The 21,784-nt window shown below is 61.4% G+C and carries 27 protein-coding genes and 1 pseudogene; 19 read left to right on the top strand and 9 right to left on the bottom strand.

Translation table 11 applies throughout. The features are described 5' to 3' along the window. The first annotated feature begins 196 nt into the window (after positions 1 to 196). The 8 genes and pseudogenes from AB839_RS21880 (at position 197) to AB839_RS22025 (ending at position 7,315) form a co-directional block, all read left to right on the top strand. Entirely contained in the window at positions 197 to 574 is a 378-nt protein-coding gene (locus AB839_RS21880) for an H-NS family nucleoid-associated regulatory protein (RefSeq protein WP_306765945.1), read from the top strand. Positions 575 to 650: 76 nt separating this feature from the next. Beyond that, entirely contained in the window at positions 651 to 1,058 is a 408-nt protein-coding gene (locus tag AB839_RS08020) for a hypothetical protein (protein WP_061478942.1), read from the top strand. 1,836 nt (positions 1,059 to 2,894) lie between these two features. After that, positions 2,895 to 3,329, top strand: a complete 435-nt coding sequence (locus tag AB839_RS08005; RefSeq protein WP_006375649.1) for a BLUF domain-containing protein — start codon at positions 2,895 to 2,897, stop codon at positions 3,327 to 3,329. A gap of 93 nt (positions 3,330 to 3,422) precedes the next feature. Next, positions 3,423 to 3,698: a hypothetical protein gene (locus AB839_RS08000; RefSeq protein ID WP_049452609.1), complete on the top strand. Its 276-nt coding sequence runs from the start codon at positions 3,423 to 3,425 to the stop codon at positions 3,696 to 3,698. A 61-nt stretch (positions 3,699 to 3,759) separates the two neighbouring features. Then, complete coding sequence (locus tag AB839_RS07995; protein WP_061478940.1) at positions 3,760 to 4,188, top strand: BLUF domain-containing protein; 429 nt, start codon at positions 3,760 to 3,762, stop codon at positions 4,186 to 4,188. 60 nt (positions 4,189 to 4,248) lie between these two features. Further along, positions 4,249 to 4,632, top strand: a complete 384-nt coding sequence (locus AB839_RS07990; protein ID WP_046429004.1) for a response regulator — start codon at positions 4,249 to 4,251, stop codon at positions 4,630 to 4,632. A gap of 114 nt (positions 4,633 to 4,746) precedes the next feature. Beyond that, entirely contained in the window at positions 4,747 to 5,088 is a 342-nt protein-coding gene (locus tag AB839_RS07985) for a hypothetical protein (protein WP_125892003.1), read from the top strand. Then, positions 5,088 to 7,315 (top strand): annotated as a pseudogene (locus AB839_RS22025) (methyl-accepting chemotaxis protein). Before AB839_RS07985 ends, AB839_RS22025 begins: the two are co-directional and overlap by 1 nt. Before the next feature lie 212 nt (positions 7,316 to 7,527). Here the strand turns inward: AB839_RS22025 and AB839_RS07975 are convergent. From AB839_RS07975 to AB839_RS07960, 4 genes are all read right to left on the bottom strand, one after another. After that, the gene (locus tag AB839_RS07975) at positions 7,528 to 7,806 is read right to left on the bottom strand and encodes a hypothetical protein (RefSeq protein WP_125892001.1); all 279 of its coding nucleotides are present in this window, start codon (positions 7,804 to 7,806) and stop codon (positions 7,528 to 7,530) included. A gap of 39 nt (positions 7,807 to 7,845) precedes the next feature. Beyond that, positions 7,846 to 8,079, bottom strand: coding sequence for a hypothetical protein (locus AB839_RS07970; RefSeq protein WP_125892000.1), 234 nt, complete (start codon positions 8,077 to 8,079; stop codon positions 7,846 to 7,848). A 117-nt stretch (positions 8,080 to 8,196) separates the two neighbouring features. After that, a complete protein-coding gene (locus AB839_RS07965; RefSeq protein WP_046272126.1) occupies positions 8,197 to 8,673 on the bottom strand; it encodes a chemotaxis protein CheW in 477 nt (158 codons plus the stop codon). Between the two features lie 567 nt (positions 8,674 to 9,240). Further along, positions 9,241 to 9,765: an EAL domain-containing protein gene (locus AB839_RS07960; RefSeq protein WP_235649995.1), complete on the bottom strand. Its 525-nt coding sequence runs from the start codon at positions 9,763 to 9,765 to the stop codon at positions 9,241 to 9,243. Between the two features lie 44 nt (positions 9,766 to 9,809). Here AB839_RS07960 and AB839_RS07955 point away from each other — a divergent pair, with 44 nt between their 5' ends. After that, positions 9,810 to 10,820: a PAS domain-containing protein gene (locus tag AB839_RS07955; RefSeq protein WP_082783306.1), complete on the top strand. Its 1,011-nt coding sequence runs from the start codon at positions 9,810 to 9,812 to the stop codon at positions 10,818 to 10,820. 15 nt (positions 10,821 to 10,835) lie between these two features. After that, positions 10,836 to 11,264 carry a response regulator gene (locus AB839_RS21030; RefSeq protein ID WP_065427813.1) on the top strand — a complete coding sequence of 143 codons (429 nt, stop codon included), beginning with the start codon at positions 10,836 to 10,838 and terminating at the stop codon, positions 11,262 to 11,264. On the opposite strand, the gene AB839_RS07950 is transcribed toward AB839_RS21030, so the two are convergent. Then, positions 11,228 to 11,749 (bottom strand): response regulator, encoded by a 522-nt coding sequence (locus AB839_RS07950; protein WP_061478936.1) that lies wholly within the window; start codon positions 11,747 to 11,749, stop codon positions 11,228 to 11,230. The two genes, AB839_RS21030 and AB839_RS07950, sit on opposite strands and share 37 nt — an antisense overlap. Before the next feature lie 1,050 nt (positions 11,750 to 12,799). On the opposite strand from AB839_RS07950, the gene AB839_RS07940 reads away from it, so the two are divergent. The 3 genes from AB839_RS07940 (at position 12,800) to AB839_RS21490 (ending at position 14,467) form a co-directional block, all read left to right on the top strand. Next, positions 12,800 to 13,033: a hypothetical protein gene (locus AB839_RS07940; RefSeq protein ID WP_106468504.1), complete on the top strand. Its 234-nt coding sequence runs from the start codon at positions 12,800 to 12,802 to the stop codon at positions 13,031 to 13,033. A 48-nt stretch (positions 13,034 to 13,081) separates the two neighbouring features. Continuing rightward, positions 13,082 to 13,696, top strand: a complete 615-nt coding sequence (locus AB839_RS07935) for a hypothetical protein (RefSeq protein ID WP_032971128.1) — start codon at positions 13,082 to 13,084, stop codon at positions 13,694 to 13,696. A gap of 564 nt (positions 13,697 to 14,260) precedes the next feature. Continuing rightward, positions 14,261 to 14,467 (top strand): hypothetical protein, encoded by a 207-nt coding sequence (locus AB839_RS21490; RefSeq protein WP_153643642.1) that lies wholly within the window; start codon positions 14,261 to 14,263, stop codon positions 14,465 to 14,467. A 477-nt stretch (positions 14,468 to 14,944) separates the two neighbouring features. Here the strand turns inward: AB839_RS21490 and AB839_RS07925 are convergent, their stop codons facing one another. Next, on the bottom strand, positions 14,945 to 16,390 hold the full coding sequence (locus AB839_RS07925) for an EAL domain-containing protein (protein ID WP_241776756.1): 1,446 nt from the start codon (positions 16,388 to 16,390) through the stop codon (positions 14,945 to 14,947). Between the two features lie 389 nt (positions 16,391 to 16,779). Further along, complete coding sequence (locus tag AB839_RS21775; protein WP_061478934.1) at positions 16,780 to 17,223, bottom strand: hypothetical protein; 444 nt, start codon at positions 17,221 to 17,223, stop codon at positions 16,780 to 16,782. 347 nt (positions 17,224 to 17,570) lie between these two features. On the opposite strand from AB839_RS21775, the gene AB839_RS07915 reads away from it, so the two are divergent. Together AB839_RS07915 and AB839_RS07910 are read left to right on the top strand one after the other, a co-directional pair. Next, positions 17,571 to 17,765: a hypothetical protein gene (locus AB839_RS07915; RefSeq protein ID WP_061478933.1), complete on the top strand. Its 195-nt coding sequence runs from the start codon at positions 17,571 to 17,573 to the stop codon at positions 17,763 to 17,765. Positions 17,766 to 17,891: 126 nt separating this feature from the next. After that, the gene (locus AB839_RS07910) at positions 17,892 to 18,425 is read left to right on the top strand and encodes a hypothetical protein (RefSeq protein ID WP_061478932.1); all 534 of its coding nucleotides are present in this window, start codon (positions 17,892 to 17,894) and stop codon (positions 18,423 to 18,425) included. An 88-nt stretch (positions 18,426 to 18,513) separates the two neighbouring features. Here AB839_RS07910 and AB839_RS07905 read toward each other — a convergent pair whose 3' ends face one another. Next, positions 18,514 to 18,813, bottom strand: coding sequence for a hypothetical protein (locus tag AB839_RS07905; RefSeq protein WP_100443809.1), 300 nt, complete (start codon positions 18,811 to 18,813; stop codon positions 18,514 to 18,516). 62 nt (positions 18,814 to 18,875) lie between these two features. Here AB839_RS07905 and AB839_RS07900 point away from each other — a divergent pair, with 62 nt between their 5' ends. The 4 genes from AB839_RS07900 to AB839_RS07885 all read left to right on the top strand — a co-directional run bounded on the left by AB839_RS07900 (position 18,876) and on the right by AB839_RS07885 (position 20,444). Then, the gene (locus tag AB839_RS07900) at positions 18,876 to 19,490 is read left to right on the top strand and encodes a hypothetical protein (protein WP_061478970.1); all 615 of its coding nucleotides are present in this window, start codon (positions 18,876 to 18,878) and stop codon (positions 19,488 to 19,490) included. A 222-nt stretch (positions 19,491 to 19,712) separates the two neighbouring features. Next, on the top strand, positions 19,713 to 20,081 hold the full coding sequence (locus AB839_RS07895; protein ID WP_061478930.1) for a hypothetical protein: 369 nt from the start codon (positions 19,713 to 19,715) through the stop codon (positions 20,079 to 20,081). Continuing rightward, a complete protein-coding gene (locus tag AB839_RS07890; protein ID WP_046272123.1) occupies positions 20,071 to 20,250 on the top strand; it encodes a hypothetical protein in 180 nt (59 codons plus the stop codon). Before AB839_RS07895 ends, AB839_RS07890 begins: the two co-directional genes overlap by 11 nt. After that, a complete protein-coding gene (locus tag AB839_RS07885) occupies positions 20,247 to 20,444 on the top strand; it encodes a hypothetical protein (RefSeq protein ID WP_046272122.1) in 198 nt (65 codons plus the stop codon). Before AB839_RS07890 ends, AB839_RS07885 begins: the two co-directional genes overlap by 4 nt. A 144-nt stretch (positions 20,445 to 20,588) precedes the next feature. Here the strand turns inward: AB839_RS07885 and AB839_RS07880 are convergent, their stop codons facing one another. Beyond that, the gene (locus AB839_RS07880; protein WP_143568382.1) at positions 20,589 to 21,677 is read right to left on the bottom strand and encodes a hypothetical protein; all 1,089 of its coding nucleotides are present in this window, start codon (positions 21,675 to 21,677) and stop codon (positions 20,589 to 20,591) included. Positions 21,678 to 21,784: the final 107 nt, after the last annotated feature.

The following is a 21,784-nucleotide window of genomic DNA, read 5'->3' as shown; positions in this document are numbered from 1 at the left end:
GGGGGCATTTCCCCTCGCGGCAAGGGAGTTATCGCGCCCCAGGGTGGTGGGTGTCAAGATGGGGCCCGTTCGGGTGGCCATGCTAGGAACGATGGGCTATAACCGTTGGATTCCCTACCGGAGCGCTCCTTTGGCCCTGACCACCCTGAAATCCCTCAACGCCGAAATCAAACAGCTCTAAGCCCAGAAGAAACTGGTGGAGAAGCGCGACGGCGAGGTGCCCAAAGCCCTGGCGGTCCTGCAGAAGTATGCGAAGGTCCTCAGTCCGGCCCAGCGGCGGCAGGTGGCCAAGCTCATCGGAGAAACGATCGACGCCAAGCCGGCGCACGCCGCCAATGCTGCCCCGGGACCCCGAAAGGGCCGCAAGCTGGGCAAGGTCGCGCCGAAGTATCGCCTCCCAACCGGTGAGACGTGGGCAGGTCGGGATTTGGCCCCCAAGGCCTTCACCGCGTGGGCCAAGTCCGCCGAGGGCAAGGCGTGGGCTCAGGCCAACCCCGGAGCGAAGTTCCCCCGGCCCATGGCGCATCGAAGAAGGCACCGGGCAAGGTGGTCAAGAAGGCGGGCAAGCCGGTGAAGAAGGCCGCCCAGAAGGCCGTCAAGAAACTTGCGAAGAAAGCCGTCGCCAAGAAGGCCGGCAAGAAGGCCTGATCATGCGCGGCCTGTGCCCCAAGAAGAAGAGCCGGCTCTCGCCGCAAGGCAAAGCCATCGCGGCCGCCCACGTGCTGCTGGACAGTGCCGAGGGCCGATTGGACGAGAAGGCCGCCGGCAGGCGCTTGCGCGAGGAAGTGGGCCTCCAATGGTCCTACCTGACTTGCATCCAATACCTGTCAGGGCAAGAAGCCTTGGCGGCCATTGAATCGCTGCCCAAAGGGTGGGAGGAAAACGGGCGCACCCAGGGGCACCTGTTTGGGGCTGCAGTCATGGCTGCGCACACGGTGGCCAACCTGCGTTCGGACGGCAGCTCGTTGTGCGCCAGCTACTTGGCCCAAGAGCTCAAAGGGAAAACCGTGGAGCAGTGGCTGGCCGAGAAATTCGACGTGTTCCGGGAAGAAGTCTGACACCGGATGCCCATGGGCCCCTGATGGTGGCCCGAAGAGCTTTGGTTACCGTGGGTGTGCCGTCGAGGCCATCTCACCCGGCAACGGGGGACGGGGGCGAGAATCCCCATTCAAGCGCAGATCACCGCGGTCACACGCGAAGGGCCTTGGTTCGTCTGGCTTGCTGTTGCATCTGGTCCTGCATGCGATCAAATCAGGATGCAGCGGTAAAGGCCTAAGTCTTGATATCGAAACTGATGGGTGAGGGTGTGGTGCGGCAGAGGGAATTGAAGCTAGCTGCTGCCTGCCATTGGCCTCAGCGGCTAAAGCTGATCGGGCGTAGATGTCCGCCGGAGGCTTTTTCTTGGCGCCTCATCCGCGATCGATTGCGCACCAGCGCCGCATCTACTCGGTTGATTTTAGAAGCGGCGGGGAAACTGTGTCGAACGGTCAACGTGCGGGAGTTGACCCATCGGTAACGTAGCGGCCAGTGTCGGATGATTCTTCCGAAAGATTGGCAAGGCTAACTGATGGAAATAGGCACATTGCCTGAACCGTTCAATCAACTCGACTTGGCTGGGGTAGAGCGCCGATGCAGGGGTACCTTTGGGTGGATTCATAGGCAAACGATCGGCAGATGACTTTCACGCCGATGTCACGCGGTTGCGGCGATCTTCACCCCCAAGCGGACAGGGGGCCGCTGAGCGCCAATGGCCCGGGCGCTATGACTTGCTGCCAACCCGTGGGACTGTAGGACCCCATCATGGAACTACTTTTGTCTCTTGCTATGGTTATCTTGGCTTCCGCAACTGGTCTGGCGCTGCTCCAGCTTGTAATCGCGCTCTTCAAGGCGCCGTCCTGCCGGGAATGGTTGCGCCGCAGGAGAGCGAGATGATGCGTTCGTTTCACTACGCCTACCAGAAGGCTCGCGCTTGGCACAGCTCCGTAGCGACATCGATTTGGGCCGGAGTCCGCTATTCGTTGACGGGCGACACCGGCTATTTCAAGTCGCACGGTGGCTGGCGTCTGTCTCGCGTGCACCGGGGGTCTGAATCGGCGGAGCAATGATCGCTTCGGCTGAGCCTGTCGGGCCGCCAAAGGATTTAAGCCCTACACAGCCCGCTCGGTTTGTTTCGCTTACAGATCGGCCGTTTGTGGTGCGTGGAGCCCATCTACCCGGACGGCCAGAATGACGGGCGGCGCGCAGGCGTTGCTCTCACCGCTGCCGCTGTCGGATACTGATCCTGTCCATCGTTCGTAGCTCGCAATTCGCGCCGCCCACGGAGCCACAAGAGGGACGAATCGATCAATCAGGCCAACAACGAGCAGCCCGATGATACGTAGCAAGCTTGCTCACAGGCGCGTTCTCGCCGAGGGCGGACCGATTCTGGTGTGGTTGACCTCGTTTAAAAATCATTACGTATTTACCGCCAGTGGCATCGGATTGTCTGGAAAATACGGTGTGGAGCTACGGCAGGACACGAAAGCAAGTCGGAGAGCCCTCCAAGCGCGCTTTGCGGGGTCGAAGTTTCACGAAGTGTTCGTGAGCGATGTGCCAGCTTCGGTGATCAGTGTCAACCGGTCTCTGACGTCGGCTGGGCCGCGAGACGGGATATTCTTCCTCTGCAACACAGAGGTCGTCCAAGCCGCGGTTCTCGCGCACCTCGGGGCCGTGATCCCTAGCGAGGTCATCGCTCTTGCAGCCAACTTGAGTCGGGGACGGGGCTAGCCATGGTGCACTCTTAAAGGTTCAGGAATAGCGCAACTGAAAACTGAAATTCAAGCTGGCCTGCGTTTTGTACACAGCTGATCCACGTTGGCCGGCTTGCACTGGTGCCGAGTGAAAGGTAGCCCGTAATGTCTAAGTGTGCGGTGGTGTTCGTAAGCGCGGCTGTGGAAGAGATCGGTGAGGAGCGCTTGCCCGAAGTCATGCGTGCAGGCCGAGAGTTCAATGCCAAGTGCGGCTCGCGTGCAGTTGTATGCTTCGACGGCAGCAGGTTTTTAACGTATTTGGAAGGCACAGCGAGTGCGGTGGCTGCGAGCTCCGTTTACACCCAGTCCTTCACCCTGCATACCGAAATCGTTGAGCTGGCGCGGGGATCCATCCAGCAGTTGCGGTTCCCTGCGCATGCATTGCTCTTCCTGCGGATTTCAGAAGCCGAGCTCAAAGCACTGATGAGGTCGAACTGGGTGAATTTCTCCCAACGCTTCGGAGGGAAATTCATCCCAGAAACGGGGATGGAGCGGCTTGCCGCATTGGTCGGCAATCGTCTCGATGACGTTCCGCAGTGATGGGTAACGGATTTCCTCTGTAGGCCGCCCGATTCACGTTGCACAGTGGAAGCAGGGGAGTCATGAATTTGAGGCATTCGACAGGGGCATGCCATGCGGTTGGAATTTACTCACAGCCACATCTACCCAGGGGCCACCGCGTCCCTGACAGGCGAGCAGGCTGAACTGGGCGAGAGAACCACCTGCTTGGTCGAGCTCAGTGACGGCGTGGTCCTCTCGACCAGCTGTCTGATTCAAGGGGGGGAGATCATGCTATTCATGCCGGACTACCTGACCGCCCGTGGGGCAAAGATTCCGGCGAAGGACTGGGTGCTGCGGAAGGATCTGGAAACAGGCGCCTGGAAGGCAAAATCAAAGGTTGCCGTGTAGCACTTGCTGCTCTTCCCGACCCGTCAGGTTGTTGGGTCTGAAGCAATCTTAGGAGCGTGTCATGCCAAACCGTGCGGTGGTTTTTGTGAGTGAGGCCAGCCCCTACCTTAGCCTTGGGCGGCTGGTTGAGTTGATAGCCGACGCGGAGCGGTTCAACAGACAGGCCGGCGTGACCGGGGTGACCTTGTGCGACGGGGCCCGGTTCCTGTCCTACCTGGAGGGTCCACCGGATGGCCTTCGCGTTGCCTACGCCAGGGCATCCGAAGTGCGCAGCCACCTGAACTTCATCGAGTTGGCACGCGGGCGTGTCTCGCAACGTCGGCTGCCGCGGTGGCCTATGCGGCTGTTTTTGGCCAAGGAGGGCCAGCTGCAGAGCATCGCGATGGCAGACTGGGCCAGCTTCTCTCAGCGGGGCGATGCGGACGCAATGAATTCAACGGCGATGGATCTCCTTGTGCGCTTTGCCGAAAGCAGAAGTCGTCCCAACTAGCTTGAACCAGCTGCTGACCGTGTGGAAAATTTGACCCGACCTTGTGGAACGGCAATCCACATGAACGTTCTCTTCGTGGACATTGAAACCTCCATCTGTGAGTTGGTTGGAGTCGAACTAAGAGAGCTCGGCTATGACGTCGAATGCTTGGAATTCAGCTCAGGAGCCTTGCGCGCAGCGCAAGCGGGGCACGTCGACGTCGTCATTCTGGATGTGCCCGCCAGCCCTGACGCCCGGCGCAGTGCATACAAGTTGGCAGACGAACTTCGGCGCGATGGCATCGCTTTCTTCTTTACCTCCACGCTTCATCCGAACGATGTGATCAGCCGGCACCGGGATCGGGGTGTTTTGTCCAAGCCCTACGGCGTCAAACAGATCGATTCCTGGATCGAGGCGCTTGGCAAAGATTGCAGAGGCGAACCGGCAGGCGCGCACGTGCGCTAGCTGACTGGCAACATGCATCCGCCCTTTGGAGTGCATTGGACCGCAAGCCTTCCTCTTTACAGTGGATACGCTGGAAGCGAACGTCGCTGCTGCCCATCAATGCGCGCTACTTGCATGATCAGAAGCACTGTCGTTCAGCACCGTCACTTTCAAGACGGCGACCAGATCGTTGTCCTGCAGACAGCGTTCAAGAACTGGCTCCTGAATACGTCGTTCGCCATTGGATTTCCCGACTCCAGCAATCGGCCGCTTTCTGATCGAGCGGAGCAGGCCAAGCGCGCGCTGTTGGCCACGGCGAGCGAGATCAAAGGCCACAGTTACCAGGAGGCCTTCGTCAGGTCTCCTTTCGCCGCGCTTATCTCCATTCATAGCGCGTTGAGTGCTTCAAGCCACGGCGACGCCGTGTTCTTCCTGTGCGCCGACGAAGCCACGTCGGAAGCATCTCCAAAAAACTGATGCTGGCATTCGCCATAACGACCAGCATGACCTTGGCGTTGGGCATCTTCACTATTGTCCGCGCGTCACATTCGAAGCAGGAGTTGTCCAGGATTGAGTCCGTCTGGGCGCCTGGCAGCTATGCCATCGGAGAGATGCGTGCGCAGTTCGGCGATCTCCGCATCTACGAAACCTCCCAGGTCAGCGAAGCCACTTCCGCTGAGGCCGTCAAGCAATACGAACAGCGGATCGTGGCGGGCAAGGCCAAGATCAACGAGCTGGTGAAGCAATACCTGCGGTCCTTCGCCGATGGCGAAGATGCCGCGTTGTTCAAGCCGGTCAGCGCTGCGTTGAGCGATTACTTTGTCATCCACGATCAGCTTCACGCTGCGCTCCTCGCTGGCGATGCCGAGGCCGCGCAGACGATCTCGGTGACAGAATCCAGGGCAAAGCGCGTGGCGCTATTCGACGCCATGGATAAAGTCAGCGAATACAGCCTTCGCGGCATGAAGGCTGAACTCGCAACCAACGCAGCAAGCCTCAACAACCTGATGTCGATCACAGGCTTGGTCTTGGCGGTGCTGTACTTGGTCGCAAGCGTGCTGGGGTGGGCGATCAGCCGTTCGGTCACCCGGCCCATTGGTGAGGCGTTGCCCGCTATCCGCAGCGTGGCCAATGGCGACCTCAACGTGCGAACCGACTACCAGAGCCGCGATGAGGCGGGCCAGATGCTGCTCTCCCTCCGTCAAATGGTTGCCACCTTGGAGCGTTTTTCGAACGACACCAAGGTCATGGTCAAGCTTCACGAGGCCGAAGACATCTCGCACCGGATTCCGGAGGACCTGCCCGGTGTCTACGGCGAGCTGGCCAAGGGCATGAACACAATGGTGTTCGAGCACCTTGAGGCCATCCTGGATGCCATCCAAGTGCTCAACGAGTATGCGGCCGGTGACCTGCGGCGTGACGCGCGACGCCTGCCCGGCTCCCGGGCGTGCTCCACGAATCGATGGACGCTGCCAAAGCAAGTCTGCTGGCGATCAACACGGAGATCAAGCGGTTGGCAGTGTCGGCTGCCGACGGCGACTTCTCCGCCCGCGGTAACACGTCTGCGTTCCAGCACGACTTTGAATTGATGGTTTCGGACCTCAACCGTCTGATGGAGACAGCTGACCACAGCCTCAGCGCCGTCTCCACCTTGCTTCAGGCCATTGCCTCTGGCGACTTGACCCACCGCATGGAAGGCGACTTCCGCGGCGTCTTTGCGACGATGAGCGAAGACGCTAACGCGACCGTGGCTCAGCTGACCGATATCGTCTCCCGCATCCAGCAGGCATCCACGGCAATCAATACCGCGTCGACGGAAATTGCCGCGGGCAATGGCGACTTGTCGCGACGCACCGAACAACAAGCGGCCAACTTGGAAGAGACGGCGGCGTCCATGGAGGAGCTTACCTCCACCGTGCACCAAAACGCTGAGCATGCACGCCAGGCCAGCGAGTTGGCCAGTGGGGCCTCGCGCGTGGCCGGGCAGGGCGGTGGAGTGGTCGGGAAAGTAGTGGAGACGATGGGGGGTATCGAAGCCTCGTCGCGCCGCATCGGGGACATCATCTCCGTGATCGATGGCATTGCTTTCCAGACCAACATCCTCGCACTCAATGCGGCCGTGGAGGCGGCTCGAGCCGGGGACCAGGGTCGAGGGTTCGCCGTGGTGGCCTCCGAGGTGCGCACGTTGGCACAGTGCTCTGCCTCTGCAGCCAAGGAGATCAAGGGGCTAATCGAGGACTCTGTGGCCAAGGTCGCTCAAGGATCGGCGCTGGTTGACCAGGCTGGCCAGACGATGTCTGAGATTGTCAGCTCGGTTGAGCGCGTGTCCAACGTCATTGGTGAGATATCTGCCGCCTCTCAGGAGCAGGCGTCGGGCATCGAGCAAGTGAACCAGGCTGTTTCTCAGATGGACGAAACGACCCAGCAGAACGCCGCGTTGGTGGAAGAAGCGACCGCCGCTGCCCGATCCATGGAAGACCAGTCGGTACAGCTGGCAACCGCCGGCGCGGTCTTCAAGGTGAATGAACGCGCGCAGGGAAAGACGCCAGCCACGGCCAGTGCAAGCTTGGCCAAGCCAGGTGCTGTGGACGGCTCCCGCCTTTCTCAAACCGCCTACGCGGGCAAGCCAACCCCGCCGAAGGCATTGCCAGCTCGTCCCGCACGGCAGGTATCTGCGGACGCAGCGCACTGGCAGGAGTTCTAACCGCCCTTCCAAGGCCAGTGCGAACGCATGGTCGCTCGCAGGGCATGGTTGACCGAAGTTGCCGCTGAAGTCACCGTGGGTGAGGCCGCCTGGATGGCGGCCTCAGACCCGCAAGCGCGCCGAAAGCTCGGCGCCTTGCGCCGTGAGGCGGCGAGGCGGCAATGGCATTGGCCGAGGTTACGGCCGCCCGATGGCCGCTCCGCTTTGGCAGTTCAGCGGCTCGGAGACGGGGGAATGCCAGCCAATGGTTCCCTCAGGATGCCCAGCCATGGCTCGACGATCTCCTCGAACGCGAAGACATGGTCCCGGTGCTGGTCCATCCCTTGGAGGTAGTGCCGAATGCTGCGCTCAAACTCGTCTGCGACGTTGGCGTTGCCGGCGTTCGTGCGAAGCAGGAGCACTGTGGCGGCTTCCAGCGCCGCAACACGTATATGCATGCGATTCATTGCTTCTTGAAGACGCAAAAATGCGTCCCTGACCTCGTCGTTCACCAAGCCCTCCGCGAGCAGGCACATCAACACAGAAGAGGATCAGTGGCTGCTGCTTGAGCCCGGGATCGTCAGGCGAGCACGGTTGGCGGCGATCAGAAGGGCATTGCCAATTCGCTCCGCTTGCGTCGGAGTCATCGTCGAGCCGCACATGGTCGAGTCACCGGCCGCGTTGCGAACTTGGTAAAGCCCGAGTGCAACCACTGCTGTTTCGGCGTCAATGCCGACTTCAAACCTGTCCAGTGGGAACCACGTTGCTCCGTCGAATTTCTCCATCGAGCGCCCCATGCACGGAATCGCGTTGTCAGCCAGAGATTACCGCAAAGCGTGGAACTTGGAACGCGCGCGAATCGGTTGCAACTGAAAGCGGCAGCACCGTGCAGCATTGGGCAATCAACCTGAATCGATCTCCAGCCGTTGCTGAATGGATAGGGCACGACCAGGGTCAATGACGGCGACGCGTTTGCCGTTCCCCAGCTGCACGCCCTGCGGGCAGAGCTCAGCGAATCGGTCGCTGTGAGCGGCAGGCTCGGCACGCCAGGCAGACAGGCTCTCGATGACCAAGACTTCGTCCACTGCAAGGGCGAACAGCTGAACCGCGGATTGAACCAACAGCATTGCTGGACAACCCGTCCCGACTGCATCGCCTCCGGTGATCAAGCCCAGATCAACCACAGGGACGTCTTGCCCTCTGATCGAGACTACAAACTGGCGGTCCCGGGTTCGGGTCAGCGTCTCTGGTCCGCGTATTTCCACGGCCGACTCGACATCCACACCGAACAAATCGCAGCCCACACGCACAATCACCAGCTCCAGCAATGGCTCTGATGAGGCCTGCAGAAATGGATCATAAGGCAGGGGAACGGTCATGGTTTCTGTGGGCAAAGACCAAAGGGCGATCGCATCATGCCCTTAATGTGTCCACCGTGGCAATTCATGCCCTAGGAAATCCGAGGCGTTCAGATTGGCAGGCCAAGGGCCTCACTCTGACAAGACCTGCCCGTCGTCCGAAGACGATGGGTTAGCGGTGGCTGTAGCGTTCGTGCCGGCCATTCGCTTCATGAACTCTTCCAACCTCATCCGGCTCACCGCTTGGTGGTTCTGGCAGTGTGGGCACACCATCACACCGGCGCCTTCCAAGTCCGTCAGGCCCTCGCCCGGTGCTAGCAGCGAGGTGAGACCACAGCTGCTACAAGTGGCCTCAACAGCATGCAGACGCGCCAGAGCGCCGTCGGAGGTCAGTTCTCCATTGACAAAGCGAAGCAAAAAAAAACCGGTTTAGCCACGGGTAGGGTCCTGAAATAGGCCAGAGGCAGTCAGCGGCCTCAGCGATCTCGCAGACTTCCTGAAAGCGATACGCACGCTGCAGGATCCTTCCGCGTGCTTCCATCCGGGACGGTTCGTCGGCTGGAAGACCGAGTATCAAACTCCCTCGGGTCAGGGCGCAAGGAGCTCGGCCAACTCAATGGCGCTGATGGGTCTGGAAAGCGCGAAACCTTGAATTTCGTCACACCCAAGGCCTTGGAGCTTGGCGACCTGACCGTTCGTCTCGGCTCCTTCAGCGACGGTCGAGTAGCCCAGATCATGGGCCAGACCGACGATCGCTTGGACCTTGAGCAACGCGCGTTGGTCTTCGGAAATATCGTCTATCAGCGACTTGTCGAGCTTGAGCGTGTGAATGGGCAACTCGGTCAGGTATCCGAAATTGCTGTAGCCGCTGCCGAAGTCATCCACCGCGAGCCGAATGCCTGACGAGGCCATCCGCTTGAGTTGCTCGCCCGGCAGCGAGTTGACCCGCAGCCATTCTCCCTCGGTGATCTCGACCTCCACGTCCTGGCAATCCAACCCCTGCGCGTGGATTTTGGCCACGAGTTCATCGGCCATTCCTTGCCGCGCGACATTCCGAGCGGAGAGGTTGATGGAAAGGCTCAACGCAAGGCCAGCACGCTTCCATTGCGCCAATTGTGCCAATCCTAGGCGCAAGCGAGCGGCCCCTGGGGGCACTGGTGGCCGCGGCCACCCAGTCGCGTTACTCAATCTCCCCCGATTGGCAGCAGGAGCAGATTTATCGCCAAGGGGACATGGCCGAGCTCAAGGCCACTGGGGGCAACTGGCGTCAACAGCTGATCCACCCCGAGGACAGGCCCGCGGTGGAATTGGCCATTGCTCATGCCCCGGAGTTGGCGTCGCCGTTGGAGGTAGAACACCGCGCCTTGTTGCCAGACGGCTCCGTCCGCTGGATACAGTTGCGGGCAGTCCCGTTGATGGACAGCGAAGGCAACGTGAGCGAGTGGTTCGGTGCAGCCTCCGGCATCACCGATCGCCGCGTGGCTCAAGAGCGTTTGCAGCAGTTGACCGCAACGCTTGAAGAGCGGGTGCAGGCCGGCACTGACGAACTGATGGCGATGGAGGAACGGCTGAGACAGGGCCAGAAGATGGAGTCCCCCGGCCAACTGGCCAGCGGCATTGCCCACGACTTCAACAACATGCTCACCGGGGTCTCCATGGGCTTGGAGCTGTTGGAGATGCGCGTTGGCCAAGGCCGTTTGGAGGACCTGGGTCGCTACGTGGAGATGGCTCGAACGGGGGCCGACCGAGCTGCAGCGTTAACCCAACGACTGTTGGCGTTCTTTCGCCGGCGGACGTTGGCACCGTCGGCCATCCACGTGTCGGCCATGGTGAACAGGACGCTCCACATCCTGGCCCGCTCCATCGGGCCCTCCATTGAGATCGAGACGCGGTCGGATCAAGTGGAGGACGTCGTGCGGGTGGATGCTCCGCAGCTGGAAAACGCCCTTCTCAACCTGTGCATCAACGAGCGCGATGCGACGCCGGATGGAGGGCGCATCTCGATTGAGGCCGAGCTCTCACACGTCGATGGCGGACTGGCGGAGCGTTTGGTGCTGACGCCTGGACCCTATGTTCGCTTGTCGGTCCGAGACACGGGAACCGGCATGGACGCGAGCGTTGTTGAAAAGGTGTTCGAGCCCTTCTTCACGACCAAGCCGATCGGGTAGGGCACGGGGTGGGGCTTGCCGATCTACGTATTCACGCGCCAATCCGGCGGTCAGGTGGCGGTTGACTCCATCCCTGGGGTGGGAACCACGATGCACCTTTATTTGCCGCAAAGCACGGCTGATACCGATGACCGAATCCAGGAAACGCCCGCGCTTCCCCCAGCCACGTCGCCTGGTCGCTCGGTCCTTCTGGTAGAAGACGAGACCGCCATGCGCACGCTGGTGAAAGAGGTGCTGAGCAGTTTGGGCCACCGCGTGAAGGCGGCTGCAAACGGCAGCGACGCCCTCACTGTGCATGCCAGCGAAAAGCACTTTGATTTGCTGATTACGGACGTGGGCCTGACGGGCTCGCTCAATGGGCGGCAGGTGGCGGACGCGGGCCGGCAGCGCCGTCCGACACGCCGGTGTTATTCATCACCGGCTATGCAGCAAGCGTCGCGGTAGGAGCCGGCCAGCTTGAGTCTGGCATGGAGATACTCACCAAGCCGTTCGCCGCGGGGGAGTTGGAAAGAAGAGTGACCGAGTTGTTGCTGGAAGCCGTCAAAGCGTCGAACGAACCGTTCCCAGCAACTCCAGCAGCGTGAAAGCTTCTTGAGCAGCATAACGTCGTTTTCGAGGAAGTGTGGGTCTGCGCCGGAAACGCCCCCGTGACCGGTGACCAGCAGGACCGTCACGGAAGGGTGGCGTGCCATGGCGTGCTTGGCGAGATCGTGCCCGTTCATCCCCGGCAGGCCCACGTCGGAGATGAGGAGATCGAAGGCGGGTTGCTGTGCCAAGCGCTCCACAGCCGCTTCAGCGTCTCCGACCGCAGTGATGTCATAGCCGCTGTCTTTGAGAACGTCCTGCATCGATTCGCGGATGGCGACGTCGTGCTCTACAAGAAGGATGCGAGGGTACGAGAGGCAGTCATAGCAAACCTGGTTGATCAAAAATTCGAGGAATCATGCAGGACGGGGAGTAAAGCGCTGGTGCATCCCTGTGATGACGGCAATCACGGGAAGGCGAGGGCGCCGTCGCGCCTTGACGCGGTTTTGCCGCGAGGGCTGGATACTCAATCCCCACCCCCTCCCGCCTGGACACTCCCACTATGGCCCGATCCGCCCCCGATTTGCCGGCAGCGTCGCCCCACGCCCTTCGCGTCGAAATCATGCCGCTGGAGTGCGGTGATACCGCGGTGATCGTCGAATTTGAATCCGAACCGCCCGCGTCGTGGCGAGCTCTTCTGACGAAGAAGTTGGCAGACGTGGAGGGGCTTGAGCTGGCATCCGCCCAGTTTGAGGGGCGGGTTCTCTACGTGCTGGGTGCGGAGGGGGGTAGGGGAGGAAGCGTCCACAGGGTGAGTCAATTGTTGCGGTCTCTTCCCGGACGTCCTGGGGGCTCAAACCTGCTGGATGAGCCTGTGAGCCGGGGCGTCCCGGGGCCGGAGCAGGCTCTAGCGACGCACGCCTGAGCGCGTTGTTCAAAAGACGAGTTAAACGCCCGGCCGGAAGATAGGCCGAGCTCGGTTCGATGGCGCTAGCATCGCAGATTGATCACGCAAGGCAGCTATGTACGTTGAGGTATACCACCGGGTGGGATTTTGGGCCCGGATCACCGGGGCGGAAGGTTGGCGCTGGCGGCTGGTGGCGCCACGCGGGCATGTTTTGATGGCTCCCCGGGAGACGTTCGCCAGTCGGCAGGCGTGCTTGGCGGCCTTGGCTCTGCTGCAGATCGGGCCCATTTCAGCGGTGGAGTCGGCCGGAGATGCCCCGAACGCGGTGGGCGCGGCCCCCTCACTATGTCCCGCCCTTTCAACGCCATGACGGCCACCCCAGGTTGGGCAGGTCACGGTCACATCGCCGGCATCCAATGAGGACTGGGTCTGATCCATCGGGGGGCATTTCGCTTGAGTGTGACTCCCCGCGTCGCAGGAAGGCGATCAGTTGAGGCCAGCGGCGTTCGCGTGCACACTGCTTTTGAACAGTCAGGGTTCGAGGGCCATGGGTACTTCCAAGCCGGGCAAAGATTTAGAACGGGTCACCTTGTCGGTGGGAGAGCACGTTTACACCTCCGAGATCTGGCGGCTCAGTGAAAGCCGTTGGGTTCTTCTCGCTGTCGAGGTCCATGGCGTGGGAGGGCGCTCGGATTTGAGCATCAAAGCGTCGTCGTGCCTCCATGCGTTGGACGCGGGAGAGCGGATTGCGTCTGAGATTCTCAACAACCCCTATGGCTGAATTGGCGTTGGAAGGTTCAATCGACTGAATGGATCCCAAGGACGGCAGATGAGCATTTTGAACGTGTTGCTGAGTGCCGATCACTTGGCTGTGACCGTCGATACCCTTGCGCAAGATGCTCAAACCGGGGCGCACTCAGAGGGCGCCAAGTTGCTTCTGCTGCCTCAGCACAACGCCGTCTTGGCCACGCGTGGGTCGGCCCAGTTCTTCCTAAGAATCTACGAGCTCTGTCTCCAAGCCAGTTTTCGAGCAGACTTCACGATAGAGCGGCTGTCCGGCGAGCTTGGCGGCGTGATTGATCGCCTCTGGCCAAACTACGTGAGCGCGGCGGCAGCCGCTGGCATACCCATCAGCGCTATGCACACCGAGTTGGTTTTGGGCGGCTGGTCGGCGCACGCCCAGCGCATGGTTGCCACCGCTTATGCAAAGTCCGAAGATGGCCGTCCCGCCGTGGTCCAAGCGCTGGTGGGAGGCTTGGCGTCGCCAGGAGAGCCCTTGCGGAATCAGCCAGCAGGCATGGGACGGGCGGAGTTGATGGCAGCAGGACGCTTGCAAGCCGCTTACCTCAACGGCGACAGCGAGCGGCCATTAGCGGGCGGTCGTCTGTTGGCAGCAATTCTCTCAAAGGGCCAAGCAACCGTTCTCGATCTGGGAGGTCTCTAGGGGGCAGGGCAAAGCGTCGATTTGCTCGGCCACGGACCTCAGTCCATGACGCAAGCCAAGCAGAAAGTCTGCATTGGAGCGTTGGCTGGGGAGGCACATGGATGTCGACGATCATGGGCATCAGGTGGGCCCATGCAAGGCGCACCGCGGTGGGATTGGCAGAACTGGCCACCAAAGCCCTGACCGCATACTCCAAGGCATTGGTTTCGCCCTCAGCGTTGGGCAGGCGCCTCTCGCACTCGCTCAGGCGGAGCTCCAACTTGACCAACGCCTCCGTCTCAGCCTTGTGCATACCCCTCCTCCATTGGCTGGCCACCGAATCGCGGTCTGGCAGCAGGGTGGCCCCAAGCTCAAGCGTTGGAAACCGGTGAGCGTTCCGCTTGACTGCACCGTCAATCGGCCCTTTCGGGCCAGCACACAGCGGTCCACTCTTCAATCAAGACTCGCCATGCGCGGGTGGTTAGGTTGGGGGCAAAGCTTTTCCAACCTCGCGCGTGCCACCGCCTAGCGGTTGTCACAGAGCGGGCAAGTGAGCACGGCGGCGCCGTCCAAGTCCAGCAGGCCATGCCCTGGAACCAATCGCAGTTGGCGGCCGCATTCCAGACAAGCGCAACTGATCCGCGTGACCTGCAAGAGCGAGCCGTCGGCCCGCCGCACACCCTCAACCTGATCGATGAAGAAACGTCCAATGTTGGGCATGAAGATGAACAAAAAGCTGAACAGAGCGGAATGCATATGATGCACCGCGACAACCCCACCGGAACCAGATGAGACAATTGGATTCTGAAGAATTCATCTACGGGGTCGTCCGCGCAGTCCGCACGCCAGATACCGCTGTCCGATCCCTCTATTGCCGTCGCAGGAGCATGATAAAGAGGCGGGCTGCACGGCGACAGCCTTAGGCACAGGGAAGTAACCGAGCGGCGCTGTTGGAAAGCGCTGAGCCAGTTCGTTAACCAGCAAAAGGCCAGACCGGCGGCCAGTCGGTTGCGACCACTGCTGAGGGTGTGTGTCGCGCGTTGCCCTAAAGAGGCCGCCTGCTAGGGGTGCCGATCACGACGATGCCCTGAACTGCCGGGGCGTCACCTAGGGGAGGGGGAGTCACCCCTTTGGGTTCGGCGGCGCCAACTGGGGTCAGCGCCATAGCGGAGATTTTCACGATTGTCGCGTCCATCGGACGCACGGACATCTTGCTAGGGCGAACGTCAAGCGCCAGTGAACGCGCTCGGGTCGACCCGTGCGCGAGGGCTACCCAACTTGGATGGCGGCAAGCGCGTCTTTGGTTGAGAGAGGGCAGCCATAGTGCCACCCTTGGCCAATAGCCTCTGGAGCAATCCGGTAGAGCAGCAAATCTTGCGCCTCTGATTCGACGCCTTCTGCGATGACATCCAGCCCAAGCTCACGTGCGATGCGATACATCCCTGGCAAAACGGGCCGCAGGGGGGAGTCCTCGTTGATAGCGGCCACGAACATGCGATCGATCTTGATTCCTCGAAACGGCGATTGGGCGAGGCGGGAGAAGTTGGCGCTGCCGGTCCCGAAGTCGTCGATCAAGAACCGGTATCCCAGAACAGAGAGGGCCTGCATGTTGCTCTTTGCGGCAGCGGACACGAGTTCTTCCCGCTCGGTGATCTCGATGCGAATTTGCTCTGGCAACACGCCAAAATCGTTGGTGACGCTGCCGATGTAGCGAACGACGCACTCTTGGGCCATGTCCACGGGCTCGGCATTGATGCTTACGTAGAGGTTCCTATGCTCCCTCAGCGCGGGGGCGAGATCATTCATGGCACGGGCCAGCACGTATCGAAAAAGATCAGGACTCAGGCCGAATCGGTGGGCGATGGGCGCGAAGATGGCCGGCGGGATTTCATCGTCTCCCGGCGGGCGCCAGCGGCTGAGCGCTTCAAATCCCACGAGCTCCCGCGTGCCAATTCGACGCAGTGGCTGGTAGGCCAGTTCGATCTCGCTGCGCTTCAGTGCAAGCACCAACCGTTGCTGGATGGTTTGCCGAGCCGTGATTTGGTGTTTGATCAGCAAGAACGCGAGCAAAAGCCCTACCGAGGCACCCGCTGCCAGGATGGTGGTGAGCAACGCCGAGGGCAGTTCGGACACCACGTGCCTAGGGCTGGTAACGAACGCGCAAACGTCGGCCACCCGGCTGCAATGTTGAGCTTGGACGAGAGACGGGCTGCCGACGCGGCTGGTCGGGGACAAGGTGCGGAATGTAAACGATCGGTCCTTCGTTTCGATGCTGATGGAGCTGCTGCGCGCAGGGTCCAAGCTCTCGAAGGCAGACGGGGAGGACACGGTGAACGTGTCGCCTTGGGCGATCAGATTGGACCCGGTGTAGGGGGAGCCAACGAGATCCGACGCGTGCCAAAGCCGGACAGCGCCGCTGGAGAAGCGTGGGGCGGGGAGGGTGTAGGGGCGCGAGCGCCCCCAGAGAGCGCTGCAGACAAGGCGTCCGTCTCGGATGCGACCGATGTCGCTCATGTAGATGGAGCGGAACGCGATCTCCTTTAGTGAGTCGATGTCGGTGTCGGAGCAAGGCGGCTGTCCGATGCGAGAGGCTTGTTCGGCCGCTACGCGCCGGTCACGAGATATGGCCTCCGCGCGCGTCACCGCGGCTTCCGCCACTGCCTCCGCCCCTTCCTTGTCACGCACGTAGAGGATGGCTTGGGCGACCGCGAGCATCGCCAAGAGGCACACCGCCGTGGCTCCTATTACGGTCGAGACGTAGCGACGCCGATTTTCTCGAACGCTCAAAGCAACCCCCGATCTGAAACGCGCCATCGCTTCGCTTGGCTTCTCGCCTCATTTACCTTGTTACAGGTTTATCGGCAAGCTTTCCATGAACTTCAGCCCCAGCTCCACTGGCTTGCAAGCCTCGATCGAACAACCATGCATCTGCGTCTGAACTGTACAGCAATAGGCCGTGAGCCCGGCGATCGCCAGCATTGACACCTGCGGCGTCTGTTACGAAGATCAATACGGTTGCACGGATGGCGCAAGCGGGCACTTGGTAGCGCCTAGGCTTGCGAGAGCACGCCTGCGCTCTCCGTCAGACACGCCATGCCCTTGTGCTATGGTGCAAGGTGCGGACGGGACGGCTGTCGGCAGCGTCGGGTGGGCGATGGCGCTTTCTGTGCGGTCATGGGCGCGCTAGGTTGCTCTTTGATCAGCCAAGCGAGGAAGGCAAGGCGGTCCGGGAGAATTTCAGGTCGAACGCCCAAGCGCAAATTGCACTCGAATTCGTCGAAGTAAGCCATTCCAGCCGAGAACTCCGCGTTGTTCGGTCGCATCGATTTGGCACTGGCGATTGGATCATCCACGGTCCCGCAGCAACACGCCTTCAGCATCTCCATCAGCTGGGACTTACCCAGCTTGGTGAGTCCAAACTGGGCTGGCTTGCCCGGCTGGAACCAGACCAGGTCTTGATCACACAACGCCGTCAGCCTCGCTGGCGAGGGACGAAACCCCTGGGCAGCCATGCACAGGTCTGCGAACTGATCAAGATGAACGGTCATAGCAGTGGTCGTCTTTGCTCATGAAAGGCCTTTTTTCACTGTGATCCCCTGCGATCGAAGGCGCAAGCCTCTATGCGTTCAGCGTTGGCCGAGGCTTCGACCGTCTTTAGGGGCGGCGGCGGCCCTCAAACCGCTCGAGCGCTCCCTTGCTGGCGCACCCGTCCAGGGAGCCCCGAGGTGGGACCGGGAAGCCCATTGGCCGATGATCGCCAAGGTTCGGCCGGCAGGTTCATGCTCAACGCCCTGCCAGTCAACGGGGTGGTCGCGCTCCGCCTCCCGGAGCCCAAAGACGCCTGAACCCCACGGGGCCCTTCGGGGTCCCTTTCATTTCCTAAGAGAGAACGCCCGTGACGACCATCAACGCCCAGTGGTGCACCGCCTTCAACGCCGCTCTGCAAGCGCACTTCGCCCTCCCCATCCAGAACGCGGGGCTCACCGACACCGAGTTGTCCCGCTACAGCGACCTGCAGCCCAAAGAGGCTGCCCTCACCTTTGGCGAAGACCACGATCTGGAGCGCGTGGATCGCGGGTGGTTTGGCTAGCCGCTTTGGCTGCCATGCCATGCCAGACAAACGCCACTGGGACCAACTCGGCTCGGGCAGACTGTGAGGGGTGTCACGCAATCGGTAAACTGTGCCCGCGCCAAGGTAGGCGCTATCAGGGGCACCATGAAAAAGTTCGTTCTTCCTCTCGGCATCTTGCTGCTGTCAGGCTGCGCCACGTTTGCGCCAGCGCCGCCGCGGCAGGTGGCTTTGACCACCACTTTCGATCCCAGCGAAGTTGCTTGGTTCTCTGAGAAAGGCACTGGCGCCATCAACGGCCAAGCCTTCTTCCAAACCCGGGGTGGTCAGCCCAGAACCTGCGCGGGGTTGGAAGTCTCCTTGCAGCCCAAGTCCGGCTATGGTCGCGAGCGCCTGCTCGCGCTTTACGGCAGTGCCGAGAGCGGGTATACCACCGTGGGTTCGGCCAACGTGCAGTTCATCCCTGACAGCGCCGATTACAAGCAGGCGCGTAAGACATCGGTTTGCGACGCCCAAGGCAATTTCAGTTTTACTGGGCTGCCTGCAGGAGAATATTTCCTGACCACCGGCATCATGTGGTCCGTTCCCGGTCAAGAGTTCATGCCTCCGCAGGGTGGGCTTTTGATGCAAAGCGTCAAGCTCTCGGATGGGGAATCCACGCGAGTCATCATGACCCGTTGAGGTTGGCCGCCGCAAAAACACCACGCCTTCAGCCGGCAGGTGAGTGAAGTGGACTGAGTGGGGGGGCATTGCGTGCCCCCCGAGTCAGTCAGCCAAGAAAGTTGGATGCTCGGTCGCGCCCTTGCCCAAGGGCATTGAATTGTTGAGTCAACGCCTGCAGCCCCTGCTGCAAGGTCGTGTTGTAGGTGAGCGTCTGGTGGCCGGCATGGGCGTCGGCCATTCCCGCGAGAGCCATGTTCCAAGCGACAGGCAGTAGTTGGGGGCTCGGGTGGCTGGCAATGATCGTTCGCAGCCCATACTCCAACGCCTTGAGATATCCGCGATGGGCTTCCAGATCGACTTCGCAGGCATCCAATCGCGCTGCCAGGTCTTCTAGGGTTTGGGCCATGATCGGGCTCGACAGGGGGGAGATGAGGCCCGATAGTGGCAGAAAGCCGCCAGACTTTTGCGATGAGCATCCTCAACGTTCTGCTGAGTGCCAACCAGCTGGTTGTGACCGTGGACACATGGGCCGAAAACGCGCACAGCGGACAAGCTTCGGCGGGAGCCAAACTGCTCCTCATTCCCCAGCACCAACTGTTGCTGGCGACCCGTGGGTCAGCCCAGTTCTTCTTTCGCATCTACCAACTGTGCCTGGAGGCAAGTTTTCGGGCCGATTTCACGATGGAGCAACTGAGTGCTGAGCTCGGGCTCGTGATCGATCAGCTTTGGCCCAACTACATGAAGGCCGTTGCCGAGGCTGGGTTGCCGGCGGAACACTGCACCACGGAGTTGGTCTTGGGTGGTTGGTCGCCCAAGAACGGCCGGATGATGGCCACGGCCTATGCCAAGCACGACTTGACCGTTCCAGCGGTTGTCCAGCCCATAGGAGGACAGCTGGCGTCGCCCGGCGATCCGCTCAGGGAGCGGCCGCCCAGCATGGCCACCCAGGAGCTGCTGGTGGCAGCGCAGCTCCAGGCTCGATACCTCAACGCCAGCATGAGGCGGACCGTCGCCGGCGGACGGTTGCTATTGGGCTTTTTGAAGCCTGGCCAGGCGGTGGTCAAAGACTTGGGCCCGATTTAGCCCTGCCAATTTCGTCAGTCGAACCGTTCAAAGCAATGCCCCAGTCGAGCGCCGGCTGACGGGCAAGTGCAGCCGCGCCTGCAGCGTGATCGGGCTTTTCTCCCAATTTTTAGCTTTAGTCAAAATAACCCCCTTGTGGGTTTCGCGTGTCGGTGTATCCCAAACGTATGACGTTCGCGATGCGTGCGTCTGACACCGACCAACGAAACGAAAGGGGGGAACATGTTCATTGGATTCAGACTGACGAAGCGGCTTGTCGTCAACGCCGTGGTTGTCCTGGTGCTGGCGCGATTGCTGTTTATGGGCATGGACGGCTTGGACCGGTTTTCCGACACGTGGAACCGCACCTTTGGGGCGAGCATGCCCAACGCCAGCGGGTTGCGCGGCGCCGTCAACGGCGCACGCCAGGTTTTCCCGTCTGGGTTGGACGAGTATGCGCGCCAGGCCGAACGGGACGCGGCCCAAAGCACCTCGCTGTTGGACGTGTTTGCCAGCGTGTTCGGACGCGTGAAAAACGAGGAGGTCATGTTGCCCTCCACCATCAATTCCGCTGGAGGGGAGGGCTCGATCTATGACCGCTATGACCATTGATTTTGAGTGGCTGTCCATCCTCTCCGGGTGGTCCTTGCTCAACGACAGCGCGGCGCTGCTGCGCACCCCCGGCCAACGCTGGGCGGGCTTGGAGGGATTGCTCATCGGCTACGGCCTCATCGCTGGACAGTGGTTCGTCCTGGCCACCATGGCAGGGGCGCTGGCATGACCACCGTGGGCGCGGTGTTGGCCGCCGTCCTGGCTGCAGCGTTCCTGGCCACCGTGTTGGGCCTGGCTGGCATCTTCTGGGTCAATGCACGGCACGCCAGCGGGGCGCTTCGTGTGCGTTACCGCTTGCGTGCCCAAATCCTGGCTGGGCTAGTGCTGGCGTGGGTGCTCACCCTGGCGAGGCTGTCCACGTGAGCCGGCCACCTTACGTGCAGATGGCCGTCCGCGTGCCACAGGAGCTGAAAGACCGGCTGGAACAGGCGGCAGCCCGGGAGGGGCTGCATGTCAGCGAGATGGTTCGCTTGTTGCTTTGCGAGGGATTGGCGCGCCGTGCGGCGATCAACGGGCAGGGGTCTTCACGATCCGGTGGTTTCGCAGCGGCCGAATAAAGTTGGCCGGTGTGGACTTGTCCAACGGTTGGGCGCGCACTTGGTATTGCCCGCTCTCGCACAAGCGCAACAGCTCAGCTTCGTCGTGGATCTCGCGCTGGCCATCCTTGGTGTTGCCCATTTTGGCCACCCGGAACGCCACGTTTCCCGTGTCTCGGTCCCTCATCCGCACCGCGACGATCACCCTTCCATCGTGGCGAACCAGGTGGAAGGCTCGGGCAAAACGGTCGCCGTTGGACGCCCTAGCTGGTGAAATCGGGTCAGGCGGCGTGGCACGCTGGATCGGTGCCGGTGCCGGGCGAGGCGGAGCTGAAAGGGGCTGCGCTGGGGCCTTGTGACCCAACGCTTGGCGCGCCAGCTGCTTCTTGCGGCCCGGTTCGGTGGCGGTGTCACCGTCGATCCAGGCTTGAAAGGTCCCGTTGGCCGGGCTGGGGTGCGACGCAAACACCCATGTCCGGCCTTGGGCGCTGAAGGCTACCTCGTTGATTTCTTGGAAGTCGTTGAATTGCTGGCGCATGAGCGCCTTGACCCCCTTCATGTAGGCATCGGTGGTCCCCAACAAGACCACGCGCTCCACACTGTCAGGCAACGGGTCCAGGTGGCGTGCCACGCATGTTTTCATGGCTTCCAAAGGCAACGACGAACGCATGGCCTTGGGCATGATGGTGCCACTGCTGACCAGCTTGCCGTTGTCCATCACCGACAACCCGCAGCGCACCAAGGAGGCGGCGCCCATGTGGCGGCTTTCGGCGGTCAGGGCGTCGTTGATCGTTTGCCCACCCAGATCGATCCCAAGCTCGTGCAATACAGCTGCGAGGCGAGGGCGCATAGCACCCGCGAAGGCGACCCCATCGAAGCTCCCGTGTTGGGCGGCGGCAATTTGGGTGGCCCCCTTGGAAAACCCCAGGACCAAGGTTTTAGGGACGCTGGTTCCCCAGTAGCCGGGATTGGCACGGAGGTGCCAGCCTCCCTCCACACGCACATCAAGTCCTGGTGCATGGCATGCGCGGCACGCCTGCCAGCCATGGTGAGTTGTCATGGGGCCTCCGCAGGATCCTTGAAGGCCCATACAGTTAAAGCACGTGCGAGCGGTATGCAAGAGCTTTTTGTCGGCTAAATGTGGCGGAAAAATGGGATGGCATGGGA

Origin of the sequence: Stenotrophomonas sp. DDT-1, assembly GCF_001580555.1 — a bacterium.
Lineage (GTDB): Bacteria > Pseudomonadota > Gammaproteobacteria > Xanthomonadales > Xanthomonadaceae > Stenotrophomonas > Stenotrophomonas sepilia.
The sequence above is the reverse complement of the archived record's forward strand: the minus strand, read 5'-3'. Positions and strand labels throughout refer to the sequence as shown.

What these genes read in the sequence shown, in the direction of transcription:
- AB839_RS21775 (WP_061478934.1), bottom strand. Translation starts at nt 17,223, where the DNA reads ATGACCGTTCATCTTGATCAGTTCGCAGACCTGTGCATGGCTGCCCAG.
- AB839_RS07990 (WP_046429004.1), top strand. Translation starts at nt 4,249, where the DNA reads ATGAACGTTCTCTTCGTGGACATTGAAACCTCCATCTGTGAGTTGGTT.
- AB839_RS21490 (WP_153643642.1), top strand. Translation starts at nt 14,261, where the DNA reads ATGCCCTGGAACCAATCGCAGTTGGCGGCCGCATTCCAGACAAGCGCA.
- AB839_RS07890 (WP_046272123.1), top strand. Translation starts at nt 20,071, where the DNA reads ATGACCATTGATTTTGAGTGGCTGTCCATCCTCTCCGGGTGGTCCTTG.
- AB839_RS07985 (WP_125892003.1), top strand. Translation starts at nt 4,747, where the DNA reads ATGATCAGAAGCACTGTCGTTCAGCACCGTCACTTTCAAGACGGCGAC.
- AB839_RS08005 (WP_006375649.1), top strand. Translation starts at nt 2,895, where the DNA reads ATGTCTAAGTGTGCGGTGGTGTTCGTAAGCGCGGCTGTGGAAGAGATC.
- AB839_RS07905 (WP_100443809.1), bottom strand. Translation starts at nt 18,813, where the DNA reads ATGGCCCAAACCCTAGAAGACCTGGCAGCGCGATTGGATGCCTGCGAA.
- AB839_RS08000 (WP_049452609.1), top strand. Translation starts at nt 3,423, where the DNA reads ATGCGGTTGGAATTTACTCACAGCCACATCTACCCAGGGGCCACCGCG.
- AB839_RS07965 (WP_046272126.1), bottom strand. Translation starts at nt 8,673, where the DNA reads ATGACCGTTCCCCTGCCTTATGATCCATTTCTGCAGGCCTCATCAGAG.
- AB839_RS07895 (WP_061478930.1), top strand. Translation starts at nt 19,713, where the DNA reads ATGTTCATTGGATTCAGACTGACGAAGCGGCTTGTCGTCAACGCCGTG.
- AB839_RS07885 (WP_046272122.1), top strand. Translation starts at nt 20,247, where the DNA reads ATGACCACCGTGGGCGCGGTGTTGGCCGCCGTCCTGGCTGCAGCGTTC.
- AB839_RS07925 (WP_241776756.1), bottom strand. Translation starts at nt 16,390, where the DNA reads ATGCTCGCGGTCGCCCAAGCCATCCTCTACGTGCGTGACAAGGAAGGG.
- AB839_RS07910 (WP_061478932.1), top strand. Translation starts at nt 17,892, where the DNA reads ATGAAAAAGTTCGTTCTTCCTCTCGGCATCTTGCTGCTGTCAGGCTGC.
- AB839_RS07900 (WP_061478970.1), top strand. Translation starts at nt 18,876, where the DNA reads ATGAGCATCCTCAACGTTCTGCTGAGTGCCAACCAGCTGGTTGTGACC.
- AB839_RS07880 (WP_143568382.1), bottom strand. Translation starts at nt 21,677, where the DNA reads ATGACAACTCACCATGGCTGGCAGGCGTGCCGCGCATGCCATGCACCA.
- AB839_RS07970 (WP_125892000.1), bottom strand. Translation starts at nt 8,079, where the DNA reads ATGGAGAAATTCGACGGAGCAACGTGGTTCCCACTGGACAGGTTTGAA.
- AB839_RS08020 (WP_061478942.1), top strand. Translation starts at nt 651, where the DNA reads ATGCGCGGCCTGTGCCCCAAGAAGAAGAGCCGGCTCTCGCCGCAAGGC.
- AB839_RS07940 (WP_106468504.1), top strand. Translation starts at nt 12,800, where the DNA reads ATGGGTACTTCCAAGCCGGGCAAAGATTTAGAACGGGTCACCTTGTCG.
- AB839_RS07995 (WP_061478940.1), top strand. Translation starts at nt 3,760, where the DNA reads ATGCCAAACCGTGCGGTGGTTTTTGTGAGTGAGGCCAGCCCCTACCTT.
- AB839_RS07935 (WP_032971128.1), top strand. Translation starts at nt 13,082, where the DNA reads ATGAGCATTTTGAACGTGTTGCTGAGTGCCGATCACTTGGCTGTGACC.